This window comes from Acidithiobacillus sp. (assembly GCF_049965315.1).
In the GTDB taxonomy this organism is placed as follows: Bacteria; Pseudomonadota; Gammaproteobacteria; order Acidithiobacillales; family Acidithiobacillaceae; genus Acidithiobacillus_B.
In genome coordinates this window covers 72,302-85,154 of sequence record NZ_JBMFWL010000002.1, presented here as the reverse complement: position 1 = coordinate 85,154, position 12,853 = coordinate 72,302, and the positions used below count along the sequence as shown (strand labels likewise).

15 protein-coding genes are annotated in these 12,853 nt (G+C 65.7%); all 15 read right to left on the bottom strand.

What is annotated here, in order from left to right:
- Nucleotides 1-29 precede the first annotated feature (29 nt).
- The 15 genes from rfbC to ACP5MM_RS01115 all read right to left on the bottom strand — a co-directional run bounded on the left by rfbC (nucleotide 30) and on the right by ACP5MM_RS01115 (nucleotide 12,778).
- On the bottom strand, nucleotides 30-572 hold the full coding sequence (gene rfbC, locus ACP5MM_RS01185; RefSeq protein ID WP_427932100.1) for a dTDP-4-dehydrorhamnose 3,5-epimerase: 543 nt from the start codon (nucleotides 570-572) through the stop codon (nucleotides 30-32).
- Nucleotides 569-1,459: a glucose-1-phosphate thymidylyltransferase RfbA gene (rfbA, locus tag ACP5MM_RS01180; protein WP_427933971.1), complete on the bottom strand. Its 891-nt coding sequence runs from the start codon at nucleotides 1,457-1,459 to the stop codon at nucleotides 569-571. The genes rfbC and rfbA overlap by 4 nt, the downstream gene beginning before the upstream one ends.
- Nucleotides 1,443-2,363: a UTP--glucose-1-phosphate uridylyltransferase GalU gene (gene galU / locus ACP5MM_RS01175; RefSeq protein WP_427933970.1), complete on the bottom strand. Its 921-nt coding sequence runs from the start codon at nucleotides 2,361-2,363 to the stop codon at nucleotides 1,443-1,445. Before galU ends, rfbA begins: the two co-directional genes overlap by 17 nt.
- 73 nt (nucleotides 2,364-2,436) lie before the next feature.
- Nucleotides 2,437-3,105 carry a DUF502 domain-containing protein gene (locus ACP5MM_RS01170; protein ID WP_427930676.1) on the bottom strand — a complete coding sequence of 223 codons (669 nt, stop codon included), beginning with the start codon at nucleotides 3,103-3,105 and terminating at the stop codon, nucleotides 2,437-2,439.
- 169 nt (nucleotides 3,106-3,274) lie between these two features.
- On the bottom strand, nucleotides 3,275-4,171 hold the full coding sequence (locus tag ACP5MM_RS01165; RefSeq protein ID WP_427930677.1) for a F0F1 ATP synthase subunit gamma: 897 nt from the start codon (nucleotides 4,169-4,171) through the stop codon (nucleotides 3,275-3,277).
- Nucleotides 4,168-5,655, bottom strand: a complete 1,488-nt coding sequence (locus ACP5MM_RS01160) for a F0F1 ATP synthase subunit alpha (protein WP_427930678.1) — start codon at nucleotides 5,653-5,655, stop codon at nucleotides 4,168-4,170. Before ACP5MM_RS01160 ends, ACP5MM_RS01165 begins: the two co-directional genes overlap by 4 nt.
- Complete coding sequence (locus ACP5MM_RS01155; RefSeq protein WP_427930679.1) at nucleotides 5,642-6,397, bottom strand: F0F1 ATP synthase subunit delta; 756 nt, start codon at nucleotides 6,395-6,397, stop codon at nucleotides 5,642-5,644. The genes ACP5MM_RS01160 and ACP5MM_RS01155 overlap by 14 nt, the downstream gene beginning before the upstream one ends.
- 12 nt (nucleotides 6,398-6,409) lie before the next feature.
- The gene (locus ACP5MM_RS01150) at nucleotides 6,410-6,676 is read right to left on the bottom strand and encodes an ATP F0F1 synthase subunit C (protein WP_123105856.1); all 267 of its coding nucleotides are present in this window, start codon (nucleotides 6,674-6,676) and stop codon (nucleotides 6,410-6,412) included.
- A 12-nt stretch (nucleotides 6,677-6,688) separates the two neighbouring features.
- Nucleotides 6,689-7,369 (bottom strand): F0F1 ATP synthase subunit A, encoded by a 681-nt coding sequence (locus ACP5MM_RS01145; RefSeq protein WP_427930680.1) that lies wholly within the window; start codon nucleotides 7,367-7,369, stop codon nucleotides 6,689-6,691.
- A gap of 3 nt (nucleotides 7,370-7,372) precedes the next feature.
- Nucleotides 7,373-7,633 (bottom strand): AtpZ/AtpI family protein, encoded by a 261-nt coding sequence (locus ACP5MM_RS01140; RefSeq protein WP_427930681.1) that lies wholly within the window; start codon nucleotides 7,631-7,633, stop codon nucleotides 7,373-7,375.
- Nucleotides 7,612-8,040, bottom strand: coding sequence for a F0F1 ATP synthase subunit epsilon (locus tag ACP5MM_RS01135; protein ID WP_427930682.1), 429 nt, complete (start codon nucleotides 8,038-8,040; stop codon nucleotides 7,612-7,614). Before ACP5MM_RS01135 ends, ACP5MM_RS01140 begins: the two co-directional genes overlap by 22 nt.
- Entirely contained in the window at nucleotides 8,037-9,446 is a 1,410-nt protein-coding gene (gene atpD / locus ACP5MM_RS01130; protein WP_427933969.1) for a F0F1 ATP synthase subunit beta, read from the bottom strand. The genes ACP5MM_RS01135 and atpD overlap by 4 nt, the downstream gene beginning before the upstream one ends.
- Nucleotides 9,433-10,815 (bottom strand): sigma-54-dependent transcriptional regulator, encoded by a 1,383-nt coding sequence (locus tag ACP5MM_RS01125; protein ID WP_427930684.1) that lies wholly within the window; start codon nucleotides 10,813-10,815, stop codon nucleotides 9,433-9,435. The genes atpD and ACP5MM_RS01125 overlap by 14 nt, the downstream gene beginning before the upstream one ends.
- The gene (locus ACP5MM_RS01120; protein ID WP_427933968.1) at nucleotides 10,812-11,300 is read right to left on the bottom strand and encodes a hypothetical protein; all 489 of its coding nucleotides are present in this window, start codon (nucleotides 11,298-11,300) and stop codon (nucleotides 10,812-10,814) included. Before ACP5MM_RS01120 ends, ACP5MM_RS01125 begins: the two co-directional genes overlap by 4 nt.
- The gene (locus ACP5MM_RS01115; protein ID WP_427930686.1) at nucleotides 11,297-12,778 is read right to left on the bottom strand and encodes a HAMP domain-containing sensor histidine kinase; all 1,482 of its coding nucleotides are present in this window, start codon (nucleotides 12,776-12,778) and stop codon (nucleotides 11,297-11,299) included. The genes ACP5MM_RS01120 and ACP5MM_RS01115 overlap by 4 nt, the downstream gene beginning before the upstream one ends.
- Nucleotides 12,779-12,853 lie beyond the last annotated feature (75 nt).

The window sequence follows — 12,853 nt, the reverse complement described above, 5'->3', positions numbered from 1 at the left end:
TTGTCTATCCCGGCTCAGGGGGGAGCCATTCAGGGATAACATGGGGCCTCTGCCAATGGGCTGCCCGCCGCATCCTTGGGCGCCAGCAACGGCTCGCCCTGGAGGGGCCAGTCGATGGCGATGTCCGGGTCGTTCCAGATGATGGTGCGTTCATGGGCGGCCGCGTAGAAATCCGTGGCCTTGTAGAGAAAGTCCGCAACCTCGCTCATGACGTAGAAGCCGTGGGCGAAACCGGGCGGCACCCACAGAAGGCGATGGTTCTCTGCCGACAGGGTGGCACCCACCCACTGTCCGAAAGTGGGTGAGGAGCGCCGCAAATCGACGGCTACGTCGAATACCTCGCCGCTGACCACCCGCACCAGCTTCCCCTGGGGCTGCCGGATCTGATAGTGCAGACCGCGCAAGACGCCGCGGCGGGAACGACTGTGATTATCCTGAACGAAATCCAGATTCAGGCCGTGCTCGGCGAAGCTGCGCCGATTCCAGCTTTCCAGGAAAAAACCGCGCGCATCCCCGAAAACGCGGGGTTCCACGAGAATCACTTCGGGAATGGCCAGCGGCGTAAAGTTCATGGCAGCGTCCGTTCCGCCAGGATGCGGCGCAGATAAATGCCGTAGCCGCTTTTATCCAGGGGCGCGGCGAGACGGGCGAGCTGCTCGGCATCAATATATCCCATGCGGAAGGCGATCTCCTCGGGGCAGGCCACCTTGAGCCCCTGACGCTCTTCGATGGTGCGGATGAACTGGGCGGCGCTCAGGAGGTCACCGTGGGTACCGGTATCGAGCCAGGCGGTGCCGCGTCCCAGGACCTCCACCTGGAGCTGGCCCGCTTGCAGATAGAGGTTGTTGAGGTCCGTGATCTCCAGCTCGCCGCGGCCCGAGGGACGGATTTCCCGCGCCAGGGCGCTGCCCTGGCCATCGTAAAAATACAGGCCGGTGACGGCATAGGAAGATCGCGGTTCCTGCGGCTTTTCCTCGAGGTGTACGGCGCGGCCATCGGCGGCGAATTCCACCACCCCATAGGCCGTGGGGTTGGCGACATGGTAGGCGAAAATGGTGGCGCCGTCGCTGCGTACGTTGGCTGTTTGCAAGGTGGTGCTGAGTTCATGGCCGTAGAAGACGTTGTCGCCCAGTACCAGGGCGGAGGGTGCGCCATCCAGGAAGGCTTCCGCGATGAGCAGCGCCTGGGCCAGCCCTTCGGGCCGGGCCTGTTCGGCGTAGGCAAAGCGCATCCCCCACTGTTGGCCGTCCTCCAGCAATTGCTGGAAGCGGGGCAGGTCGTCGGGGGTGGAAATGACGAGCATTTCCCGGATGCCCGCCAGCATGAGGGTGGCCAGGGGATAGTAGATGAGGGGCTTGTCATAGACGGGCATGAGCTGCTTGCTCACGGCCCTGGTGAGGGGATAGAGGCGGGTTCCCGAGCCTCCGGCCAGGATGATGCCTTTACGCGCCTTGGACATCTTCCCCCCGGGGGTCGGCGGATGCGCCTTGCCGCTCTGCGCACAGGGCATTCAGGTATCGGGTGAATTCCGCTCCCACTTCCGGGTGGCGCAGGCCAAAGGCGATGGTCGCCTGCAGGTAGCCGAGCTTGTCGCCGCAGTCGAAGCGCTGGCCCGCAAAGCGATAGGCGAGGACCTGGCGTTCGCCGAGGAGGCCGGCGATGCCATCGGTGAGCTGGATCTCGCCGCCGGCGCCCTGGGCGGTATTTTCCAGAAAATCGAAGATGCGGGCGGGCAGGATGTAGCGGCCCACGACGCCGAGATTGGAGGGCGCATCCTCGGGACGTGGTTTTTCCACGATGCGGCTCACCTGGTAGACCTGGTCATCCCAGGGGCGTGCCGCGACGACGCCATAGCGGCTGGAGTCTTCGCGGCGGATCTCCTCCACCCCGAGGATGCCGGCCTGAAAGCGCCGATACTGCTCCATCATCTGCGCCAGCACCGGCTTTTCGGCGAGCATGAGATCGTCGGCGAGGAGGACGGCGAAGGGCTCATCGTTGACCACCGGGCGCGCCATGAGCACGGCATGGCCGAGGCCCAGAGGGTAAGGCTGGCGCAGGAAGATGGTGCTGACGCCGGGGGGCAGGATGCCCTGCACCTGTTCCAGAAGGGCCTGTTTGCCCCGCTGTTCGAGCTCCTTTTCCAGTTCGTAGGAGACGTCGAAATGATCCTCGATGGCGCGCTTGCCGCGGCCGCTGATGAAGATGAGCTGCGTGCAGCCGGCCGCGATGGCCTCCTCCACGGCGTACTGGATGAGGGGCTTGTCCACCACCGGCATCATTTCCTTGGCGCTGGCCTTGGTGGCGGGCAGGAAGCGGGTGCCCAGCCCCGCCACTGGAAAAACCGCTTTGCGAATCTCTGGCATCAGTATCCCCGTTTGCAGTGCGCGCAGTATAATAAGACCTGGAAGGGAGCGCAAAATTTCATTACGTTCCGGGTCATTGCTTCCTGGGCGTCGCGGCCGTGTCCGGGTGCCCCGTCACCCGGTTTTTCGCCCCGCCAACACCGCCCGCCATGGCGAAACGCAGGGCCTGCTGCGGACTGAGATCCGGCAGGGGGATCACGCGGTCCCGTGGCACGATGCAGGTGAAGCCGCCGATGCCATAACTCATGGGGATGAAGACGGCGATGCAGTCTTCGGGGAGATGGGGCAGTTCGGAGAGGTCGTCGCGGGTGACCAGGCCGATGATATATCCCATATCGCCACCCTGGCGCAGCAGCACGGCGCTGCGAAAGCCTCGGTCATTGCCCCCAAAGAGGAGGCCAACCGTTTCCTGGATGGTGCTGTAGAGGCTGTGCAGCACGGGAATCCTGGCGAGCAAGGCGTTGAGGCGATCAAAGATCCACGCCGTCAGGACGTGGGAAGCGAGAATGCCGACGCCGAGGATGGTCAGGAGGGTCAGCAGGATGCCCAGGCCGGGAATGTTGACATGGAAAATGGCATGGATGGGGCCGTCAAAGAAGCTGTCGATCCAGGAACCGATCCACAGCACGACATAGATGGTCAGCCCGATGGGCAGCGAGATGAGCAGGCCCTGGGCGAACCAGCGGCGCAGATGCAAGCGCTGGAAAATGGATTTGTTGTTGGCTGGGGAAGGTAGATTCATGGGCATTTTTGACGGCGTCTAAAATGCTATGAGGATAACAGGGTCGTTGCAGAGTGCAAGGACTTCATTCCGGATCCGGCAACGGGCGAACACGTTTTGCGCGGCTTCGATTCCGGCCGTCGTGGTCCTTGGCGGATGCCGTTTTTCGAACTGTCTACCGGGCGATGCTTCATGTGCTTTCTCCGTCCTGGGGGTAATCCGTTTCCACTGCGGGGGTTGATGGGTCCGGGATGGCTTGGCCGAGCATGATGACCTCGATTTCATTGGTAATCTCCTCCTGGCGCAACTGGTTGCGCTGTCGCCGCAGTTCTTCCATCCGTTGCTCCAGGCGGTGCGTGGCGTTGTCCATGTGCTGCAGGCGGCGCCGATTCTCCACCATCAGGGAGCGGTACAGCACGGCATAGAGGGCGGCGAGGAGATAATGATCAGCAAACTCCACAAGGAAATCCGCCGGGGCGAGGTTCAGGAGGGGCGGGTTGGCAAAGACCGGCGCTTCCCGCTCCGGATGCCGAAAGGGCGCAAAAATGGATAGGCGCACGCCATCGCCGCCATCCTCTGCATGGTGCAATACGCCGAGGCGCAGAAAACCCTGGGCGGGGCGTTGGCGGTCGAGCCACTCCGCCAGGCGGCTGAGGACGGGCTCGACCTCCTCCGTGGCGTTGGGGCCGGGGAAACGCGCAGCCAGGGGCAGCACCCCCTCCAGGCGTTCGGCGAGCTTGCGGCCTACGGCGATGACGGCGGGTTGCTGCCCGGTCCCGGTGAGTTGCGGGCGGAGGGCGGCGAAGGCATCCCGGAGTTGTTCATTGAAGTCGCCGCAGAAACCCCGCTCGGAGCCGATCAGCAGGTATACCGTGCGTGCCTCCCCCATCCTTTGGGGCGCCTGGGGGTAGAAACGCAGAAAGTCGGCCAGCAGGTCTTCCATGCCGGCGAAGAGCCGCTGCTGGTCCTCCAGGTATTGGGCGAGTTTGCGGGTCTCGGCGAAGGCGAGATTTTTCATGGCGCTCATCACGCCGTGAATGTCGTCCAGGGCCCGCAGGTGATAGGCCAGGTCGTGGCCCTTGCTCAACTCCCGGCCTCCCGGATCCAGGCGGTGGCGGCCTGTATCCAGCGCTCCCGCTCCATATCCAGCGTCAGCCCTGCGGCGGCGGCCCGTGCCGGCAGGGCCGCCAGCAACGCCGGGATGGCTGCCGGGGCCACGCCGTCCAGCAATCCGTCATTGAAGGCCACCATCCACAGGAGTTGGGCCTCAATGGTCCAGGGTGTCAGGCGATCCTGTTTGAGGATGTCGCGCAGCATGCGGCCGCGCCGGATCTTTGCCTCCATGGATGCCTCCAGGCGCGCCCCGAAGCGGGTGAAGACCTCCAGTTCGAGAAACTGGAGATAGTCGAGCTTGAGCCGCCCGGCCTCTCGTTTCACGGCGGGATCCTGGGCGTTGCCGCCGATGCGCGAGACGGATTTGGTGACGTCGATGGCGGGCAGGAAGCCGGCGGCGAAGAGCCGCTGCTCGAAGTAGATCTGTCCGTCGGTGATGGAGATGAGGTTGGTGGGGATATAGGTGGCGATCTCTCCCAGTTCGGTTTCGACGATGGGCAGGGCCGTCATGCTCCCGCCGCCCTGGGCGGCGTTCAGGTGTGTCGAACGCTCCAGGAGGCGGGAATGGAGATAAAAGATGTCGCCGGGGTAGGCCTCGCGTCCCGGCGGCCGGCGGAGCAGCAGCGAAAGCTCCCGGTAGGTCCGCGCATGGGTGCTGAGGTCATCGTAGACCACGAGGGTATCCCGCCCCTGGCGCATCCACGCCTCGGCCACCGCGCAACCGGCGAAGGGGGCCAGATACTTGAGGCCGGGCAATGCGCTTGCTTCGGCGACCAGGACGGTGGTGTGGGCCAGGGCCCCGGCGCTGCGCAGGGTCTCGATGACGCTGACGACGCTGGAGCGCTTCTGGCCCACGATGACGTAGACGCAGTAGACCCCTTTGCCCTTTTGGTTGATGACCGTGTCCAGGGCGAAGGCGGTTTTCCCCAGGCCGTTGTCGCCGATGAGGAGCTGGCGTTGCCCCTTGCCGATGGGGACCATGCTGTCCACGATCTTGCTGCCCGTGTACAGGGCCTCGTTGACGAAGTCGCGGGCGACAATGGGCGGGGAGGGAGCGTCGATGGCGCCGCGCGCCGTGGCCTGGGGCGGCGCCAGGCCATCCAGGGGGGCGCCCAGGGGGTCGATGACCCTGCCCAGCAGCCCATCGCCCACCGCAATGCTCAGGCGCAGGCCGGAGACCTGGGCCACGGTTCCCGCGCTGAGGGCGGGCGACTCTTTGAGCAATATGGCGCCAAGGAGGTCCCGCCCCAGATGAAACACCAGGGCGGTGCTGCCCTCGCTGAGGGCGAGCAGGTCATCCATGGCCGCCGAAGGCAAACCGCGGACCCAGATGATGCCGTCGCCGACGGCAACCACGGTCCCTTGCTCGGCCACCCGCAGGCCCAGGCGGTAAGCCTCCAGCCAGCGTGCCTGGCGGGCCAGGGGTGCGTTGTCCGGCAGGGGATCAGTCGCTGCCATGGGGGGCCACTTCCGTAAAAAAGCGCAGTTCGTCGCGCAGATCGGCGGAGAGCACCCAGGGGCCGAGGCTGGCGTGTACCCCGGCCAGCAGGCCGTCATCCACGGCGAATGCGCAGGGGAGTTCCCGCCCGGCCAGTTCCGCCAGGGCCCTGCGGATGGCTCCTTGCCGTTCTTCGGCCAAGGGAAAGGCGCTCAGCACCCGGATTGCCGGCGTCGAGTCTTCCGTCAGGGCGGTGCGCAAGGCTTGCCGCCGGGCCTCCGGCAGTCGTTGGAGATCCTCGATGAACAGATCGGCAAGACGCGCCTCCATCTCGGGACCCGCCAGGCGTGCCAGGAGGCGGGCAACGAAGCGGCCGCCCTGGGCGACGGCCTGTTCCTCGGCGGCGCGCCGGCGCTCTTCGTCCAGATGCTCCGTCAAGGCCTGGCGTCGCGCGCGCTCTGCTTCGATTTCCGCATCCAGGGCATGGAGGCGGCGCCCATGCTCGGCCTCCAGCTCCGCCCGCAACGCCGCGCCGGCTTTTTGTTTCTCCGTCTCCCAGTTGGCCAGGCGATTTTCGTACTGGGTTTTCAATGCCCGGGCTTCCTGCTCCCGGGTTTGCGCCTCCGCAATGCTTTGTTCCACGGCCGCCTGACGGCGGGCGATGACGCCCATCACCGGGCGGTACAGGAAGTGCTTGAGAAGCCATACCAGTACCAGGAAATTGATGATTTCCAGGACAAAGGTGGTCCAGTCGTATTGCATGGGCAGGCCCCGCTACTTGAGCAGATAGGGCATGAGGGGGTTGCGGAACAGGATGATGAGGACAATGACCAGGACGTAGATGGCCAGGGATTCGATCATGGCCAGGCCGATGAAGAGGGTGCGGGTGATGGCCTGTTCCGCCTCGGGCTGGCGCGCCAGGGCGTCGAGGGCTTGGCTGATGGAACGGCCCATGGCCAGGGCCGGCAGCATGACTCCCAGCGCCATGGCGAGGGCGGCGATGAGGGTGGAGGCGAGGACAAACCAGGTCATGTTCGCCATATTTGGCTCCTTTCAGGTGTCTTTGGTGGTTTCTCGGGATTGGATGGCTCCGGCGATGTAGATGAGGGCGAGCATGCCGAAGATGTAGGCCTGGACCAGGGCCTCGATGACGTGGAGCATGAGGATGGGCACGGGCACCAGGAAGCCCGCCACCAGCAGGATCAGCAATGCCGCCATGTCGAGGCTCATCATGTTGCCGAAGAGGCGCACGGCGAGGGCGACGGAGCGGGTGATCTCGCTGATGATCTGAAACGGGAAGAGGAAGACGCTGGGCTGCAGGTAATGACGCAGGTACGCCCTGAGGCCGCTGCTGCGGATGCCGAACCAGTGCACCGAGAGAAAGACCAGGACTGCAAGGGCCGTGGTGGTGGACAGGTCCGCCGTGGGCGAGGCCAGACCGGGGATCAGACCCGCCAGGTTGGCGGCGGTGATGAAAATCCACAGGGTGGCGATGAAGGGCAGCACCTGCGATGCCTGTTCCGGGAGGACGGAGCGCACCGCCTCATCCATGGCCGTGACCGCCCCTTCCACGGCCACCTGCAAGGGGCCGGGGGTGACGCGCAGGCGGCGGGTGGCCAGCCAGGAAAAGATCACCAGGGCCAGCATGAGCAGCCAGGTGACCACTACCGTCTGGGTGATGGCCAGAGGGCCGATGCGGAAGGCGATGGGGATGAAGAGGCCCTGGCCGGTCATGCTTCAGTCCTTGATCAAAAGATATACGTTTACGGCCCCGATCACGACGCCGAGGACGATCAGACTGAGGGTCCAGCGCATGGAATAACCTCCCGCCAGGCTGTCGAGCCACAGCCCGAGATAGGCGCCGGCAACCACCGGCAGCACCATGACCAGGCCCAGGGTGCCGAGATAGACGGTTTGCGCAAAGAGGCTGCGGCGCGGCTTGTCCAGGCGCCGGACTTGGCGATCGATGCTTTGCTTCAGCCTCTTGGAGATGTCCATGGTCCCCCTTTTTCTCCTTCCTGCAAGCGCCAGAGCCGGTGAAGCATCTCCTCCTCCATGTGGTGCAGGGCGGTCTTGACCTCCTGGAGCGCCTTTTCTTCCGCTGCGATCCGTTCTTCCAGGGCTTGCCGGATGCGATGATGGTCGGAATCGCGCAAATAGCGCCGCGTATAGATATATAGCCCATTGTCGAAGAAATAGAGCAGCGCTCCGGGCATTGCCAGATATTGCCAGGGTGCATCGGCCTGGCGAAAGCGGGCCAGCCCGAAGCTGAGGGCGGTCATGAAGCGAGCATGGCGGGCAAGGATGCCGAAGCTGCCCGAGGCATCCTCACCGAGGAAACTGGTCACGCCTGCCAGCTCCTCGTGCCCGGTGGCGCTTTGCAAGTGCAGGGTAAAAGTGCTCACGGCCCCTCCTGCATGCTGCCGCGCAGGTAACAGCGGTCTTCGGGCGTGTCATCATAATCGCCGCGCAGGAAGGCCTCGCAGTCGGTCAGGGTGGCGGCGAGGGGCACCGACACGCCGGGGATGGCGGTCTGTTCGGCGATCACGTGAAAGGGCTGGGTGAGGTAACGCTGCAGTTTGCGCGCCCGCAGCACGATGCGACGGTCTTGCTCCGAAAGTTCCTCGATGCCCAGCATGGTGATGATGTCCTCCAGTTCCTGATAGCGGGCCAGATGTTCGCGCACCGCCTCGGCGACGGCGTAATGGCGGTCGCCGAGGAAATGGCGGTCCATCAACTGGCTGGTGGACTGTACCGGATCCACGGCGGGGTAAATGCCTTTGCCGGCCTGGGCGCGGGAAAGAATGACGGTGGTATCGAGGTGGGCGATGATCGCGGTAACCGCCGGGTCGCTCATGTCATCGGCCGGGACGTAGATCGCCTCCACCGCCATCACCGCGCCGGCGCGGGTGGAGAGGATGCGCTCCTGTAAGGCCGCCACCTCGGTCATGAGGGTCGGCTGGTAGCCGACGGTGGCGGGCATGCGCCCGAGGAGCCCGGAGATTTCGCTGCCCGCCTGCACGAAACGGAAGGCATTGTCCATCAGGAACAGCACCTCCTTGTGCAACTGGTCGCGGAGGAATTCGGCATAGGTGAGGGCGGTGTGGCCCACGCGAAAGCGCACGCCGGGGGACTCGTCCATCTGGCCGAAGATCATCAGGGTATGGGGCATGACCCCGGCCGCCTCCATCATGTGCCAGAGCTCGTGCCCTTCACGGATGCGCTCGCCCACCCCGGCAAACACCGACACCCCTTGATGCAGGGTGACCATGGCGTGCATGAATTCCATGATGAGCACGGTCTTGCCCAGACCCGCCCCCCCGAACAGGCCGGTTTTGCCGCCGCGGACGAAAGGGCAGAGCAGATCGATCACCTTGATGCCGGTTTCGAGCACATCGCTGGGCGCCATGGTGTCGGGCAGGGAGGGCGGCGCCGCCAGGATATTCCGATACTCGCCGGCGGGAAGCGGTGCGCCGCCGTCGAGGGGGGCACCGAAGACATCCAGCAAGCGCCCGAGGCATTCCGGCGAGACCGGCACCTGCAGGGGCGCGCCGGTGTCGTAGACCGTCATGCCCCGGCGCAGGCCCGAGGTGCTGTGCAAGGTGATGGCCCGCACATGGGCGCTGTCCAGATGCTGATGGACCTCAAAGAGGAAGGTTTGCTGATTGTTGCGGGCGCAGAGAGCTTCGTGGAGCGGCGGCAGGCGGAGGCAGGCGATATCCACCACCGGCCCGCGCACCTCGACGATGGTGCCGATGGCGGCATCGGCACCGGGCGGCTGACGGGCATCCTGGCTTTCAGTCGCTTTCACTGTCGTTGCCCTTGAACAGTTGCGGGGCTAGGCCGTGTTTGCGCATGAGCTTGTAGAGGTCGGTGCGGTGGCGGCCGGCGATGCGGGCGGCGCGGGAAATATTGCCGTCGGTGGCGCGCAGGAGGTTTTCCAGGTAAGCGCGCTCGAAGGCCGTCTTGGCATCCTGGAGGGGGGGCAGGGCGCTTTGTCCCCCCTGACGACCCGCGTCGGGGATGGCCTCGGCGGCTACCCAGCCCCTTTCGGTGACGGCGGCGGCGTAGGTGATGGCGTTTTCCAGTTCGCGGACATTGCCGGGCCAGGGGCGCTGGACGAGCTTGTCGAGGGCCTCGGGACTGAAGCCCTGGATCTCGCGGCCCAATCGGCCGCTTTCGCGGTCGAGGAAATGCTGCGCCAGCAGGGGAATGTCTTCGGGGCGTTCGCACAGGCTGGGGACGCGCAGGGGAATGACATGCAGCCGGTAGTAGAGGTCTTCGCGGAACTCGCCGCTGGCGGTGAGGGCGTGGATGTCCTGGTGGGTGGCGCTGATGACGCGCACATCGACGCTGATCTCGCGGCTGGCGCCGACGGGACGCAGGGTGCCTTCCTGGAGGACGCGCAGGAGCTTGACCTGCAGGGCCAGGGGTAGGTCGGCAATTTCATCGAGAAAGAGGGTGCCGCCGTCGGCGCTGCGGATCAGGCCGGGGGCGTCGTGGGCGGCGCCGGTGAAGGAGCCTTTGACGTGGCCGAAAAGCTCGCTTTCGGCAAGTTCGGCGGGAATGGCGCCGCAATTGACGGCGACAAAAGGGCGTTCCGCACGGGGGCTGGCGGCGTGGATGGCGCGGGCGATGCGTTCCTTGCCCGCGCCGCTTTCGCCGGAGAGGAAAACGCTGGCCGAGGAGCCGGCAATGCGTGCCAGTTCATCCACCAGGGCGGCCATGGCGGGGCTGCGGTGGAGTACCAGTTGGCCCGCCTGCGCCCGCAGGGTGGCTCGCAGGGTGCGGGTTTCCTGGCTGGCCTGGCGCTGGGAGAGGGCGGACTTGACCAGATCCTGCAGTTCTTCGCTGCTGAAGGGCTTGCTGAGATAGCCGAAGGCGTTGCCGCGCATGGCCTCGACGGCGTTGGGAATGCTGCCGTGGGCGGTGAGGAGGATGACGGGGAGGTCGGGATCGAGGCGCTGGGCCTCTTCGAGGATGCCCATGCCGTCAATGACCGGCATACGCAGGTCCGAGATGATCAGGTCGGGAATCCGGCTGCGCAGGCGCGCCACCCCGGTTACGGGGTCCGAACTGGCGAAGACGTCATGGCCTTCGCTCTCCAGCCAGAGGCCGAGGAGGCGAAGGAAGTCGGGATCATCGTCGAGGATGAGAATGGAGCGGGAGGGAAGCGTCATGGCTGCCGCGGCTGCAATTGTTGGAGGGTGTCCTGGGCCTTGTGGCGGAGGAGGCTCTCCAGACCGGCGAGGCGCGCATCGGCGGCGTTGAGCCGGGCTTGGGTGTCGCGGAGCTGCGTCCTGGCGGCGTCGAGCTGCGCTTCGGCTTCGCGCCCCTTGCGCAGGGCGTCGCGCCAACCCTGCACACTGCGGTAGAGCGGCGCCGTCTCCCGGGCGACCTGGGGATTTTGCGCGGCCAGGGCCAGTTCACTGGCGGCGCTGTCGAGGCCGGTTGGGGTGATGGGGTCGGCGCGCAGGTAACCCTCCGCCAAGGCAAGATGCACTTTCGCGCAGCTTGCGCCGGTGGCGGATCCGCAGCTTTGCAGGCCGCCGAGGAGGGCGCTACGGCTGCCGGCGGGCGTGGATCGCGATGGGGAGACGAAAGGGGCGCAGGCGGAGAGCAGGAAGGCGCCCAAGCCCAGGGCCAGCCAGCGGTGCGGATTCATGCGCTGCCTGCGGCAGTGGGGGAAGGGAGCCAGATCTCCGCGCAGAGCCCCCCTGCAGGGCGATTGCCGAGCTTGATCCAGCCCCCCTGGGCAGTCACCAGCTCGCGGGTGATGGCCAGTCCCAGGCCGGTGCCGCGGGGGAGGCCGGAGCCTACGGGTACCTGGAAGAAGCGGTCGAAAACGCGCTCCAGCAGCGCCGGGGGGATGCCGGGTCCATCGTCTTCGACGCGAAACTCGACGCCTCCCTCCCGCCCTTCGGCGGTAACGCGGATCTTGCCGCCGGCGGGGCTGTATTTATGGGCATTGCTGACGAGATTGCTGAGGATCTGGCGGAGCCTTTGGGGATCGGCGAAGACGCTGAGGCCCTCGGCGCTTTGGCACTGGAGGTACTGGCCCTTCTTCTGGGTCAGGGGGAGGAGCCGCTGGCAGAGTTCGGCCAAGGCGGCGGGTACGGGCACCTCCTGGGGGGCGAAGTCGAGGGTGCGTGCTTGCAGGGCGTGCATGTCGAGCATTTCCTGGATGGCGGCGTAGAGTTCCTGCACCTGACGGGCGATGATCTCCAGTACCTCGCGCTGGCGGGGCTGGAGGGGACCAAGGCGTTCGCTGAGCAGCAATTCGCTCCCGGAGCGGGCCGAGGCCAGGGGTGTCTTGAGCTCGTGGGAGACCTGGCTGAGGAATTCGTGGCGCAGCCGTTCCTCCTCCTGCAGGCGGGCCTGCATGTTTTCGATGCCGCGGGCCAGTTCGCGCAGCTCGGCAGGACCTTCGTCCGCGACGGTGGTCAGGCGCCCGGCGCCGATTTCTTCCAGGGCCCGGCGAAAGGCCTTGAGGGGGCGGGTGAGGGCGGCGGCGACGCGCCAGGGGATGAAAATGCCCAGGCAGGCGGTGGCAAAGATGAGCCCGTACAGGAGGTCGATGGCCTGGTCGCGTGCCCGGGCGGCCTGTTGGCCTTGGCGCGCCAGGAGGGCGCTGATGGCCGTCTTGACGGCCTGGAAGCTGGCCTGCAGGGACTCCTTGCGCTGACTCCGGAGGACGGGGTCCATGGTGGCGGCGTTGGCGTAGGCGGCGAGGTTTTGCTGGAGGACGGCCAGGGCCGCGCCCAGTTCGGGGTGATGGGCCGCGCGCTGCTGGAGGCTGATCACCTCCGCCTGTTCCTGGTTCACCATGGCCTGAAAGGCCCTTTCATAGCCCGCATGGGGGAGGACGCTGGCAATGCCGAGGAAAAATTCCGCCTGGCGCTGGGTATCTTCCATGCGCAGGAGTTGTTCCTGGAGGGGTAAACCCACGCGCAGCAGGGTTTGCGTGCTCTCGCCCAGGGTATGTACGGCGCGTACGGCATAAAACACGACCCCTCCGACCAAGAGGAGAATCAGCCCGGATACCAGCAGCACGCGCCGGGGGATGGACACCGCGCGGGATGATGGCCCATGGGCGCGATCGGTCGCCGGGTTTTCTTCCATGCTGAGGACTTCCACCGCCATGATCCGCTCCTTTTTTATAGTGTATGCGCTAGCCGGGCCGGGGCATAGTGTAGGGATTTGGCCACAGTAGGTGTG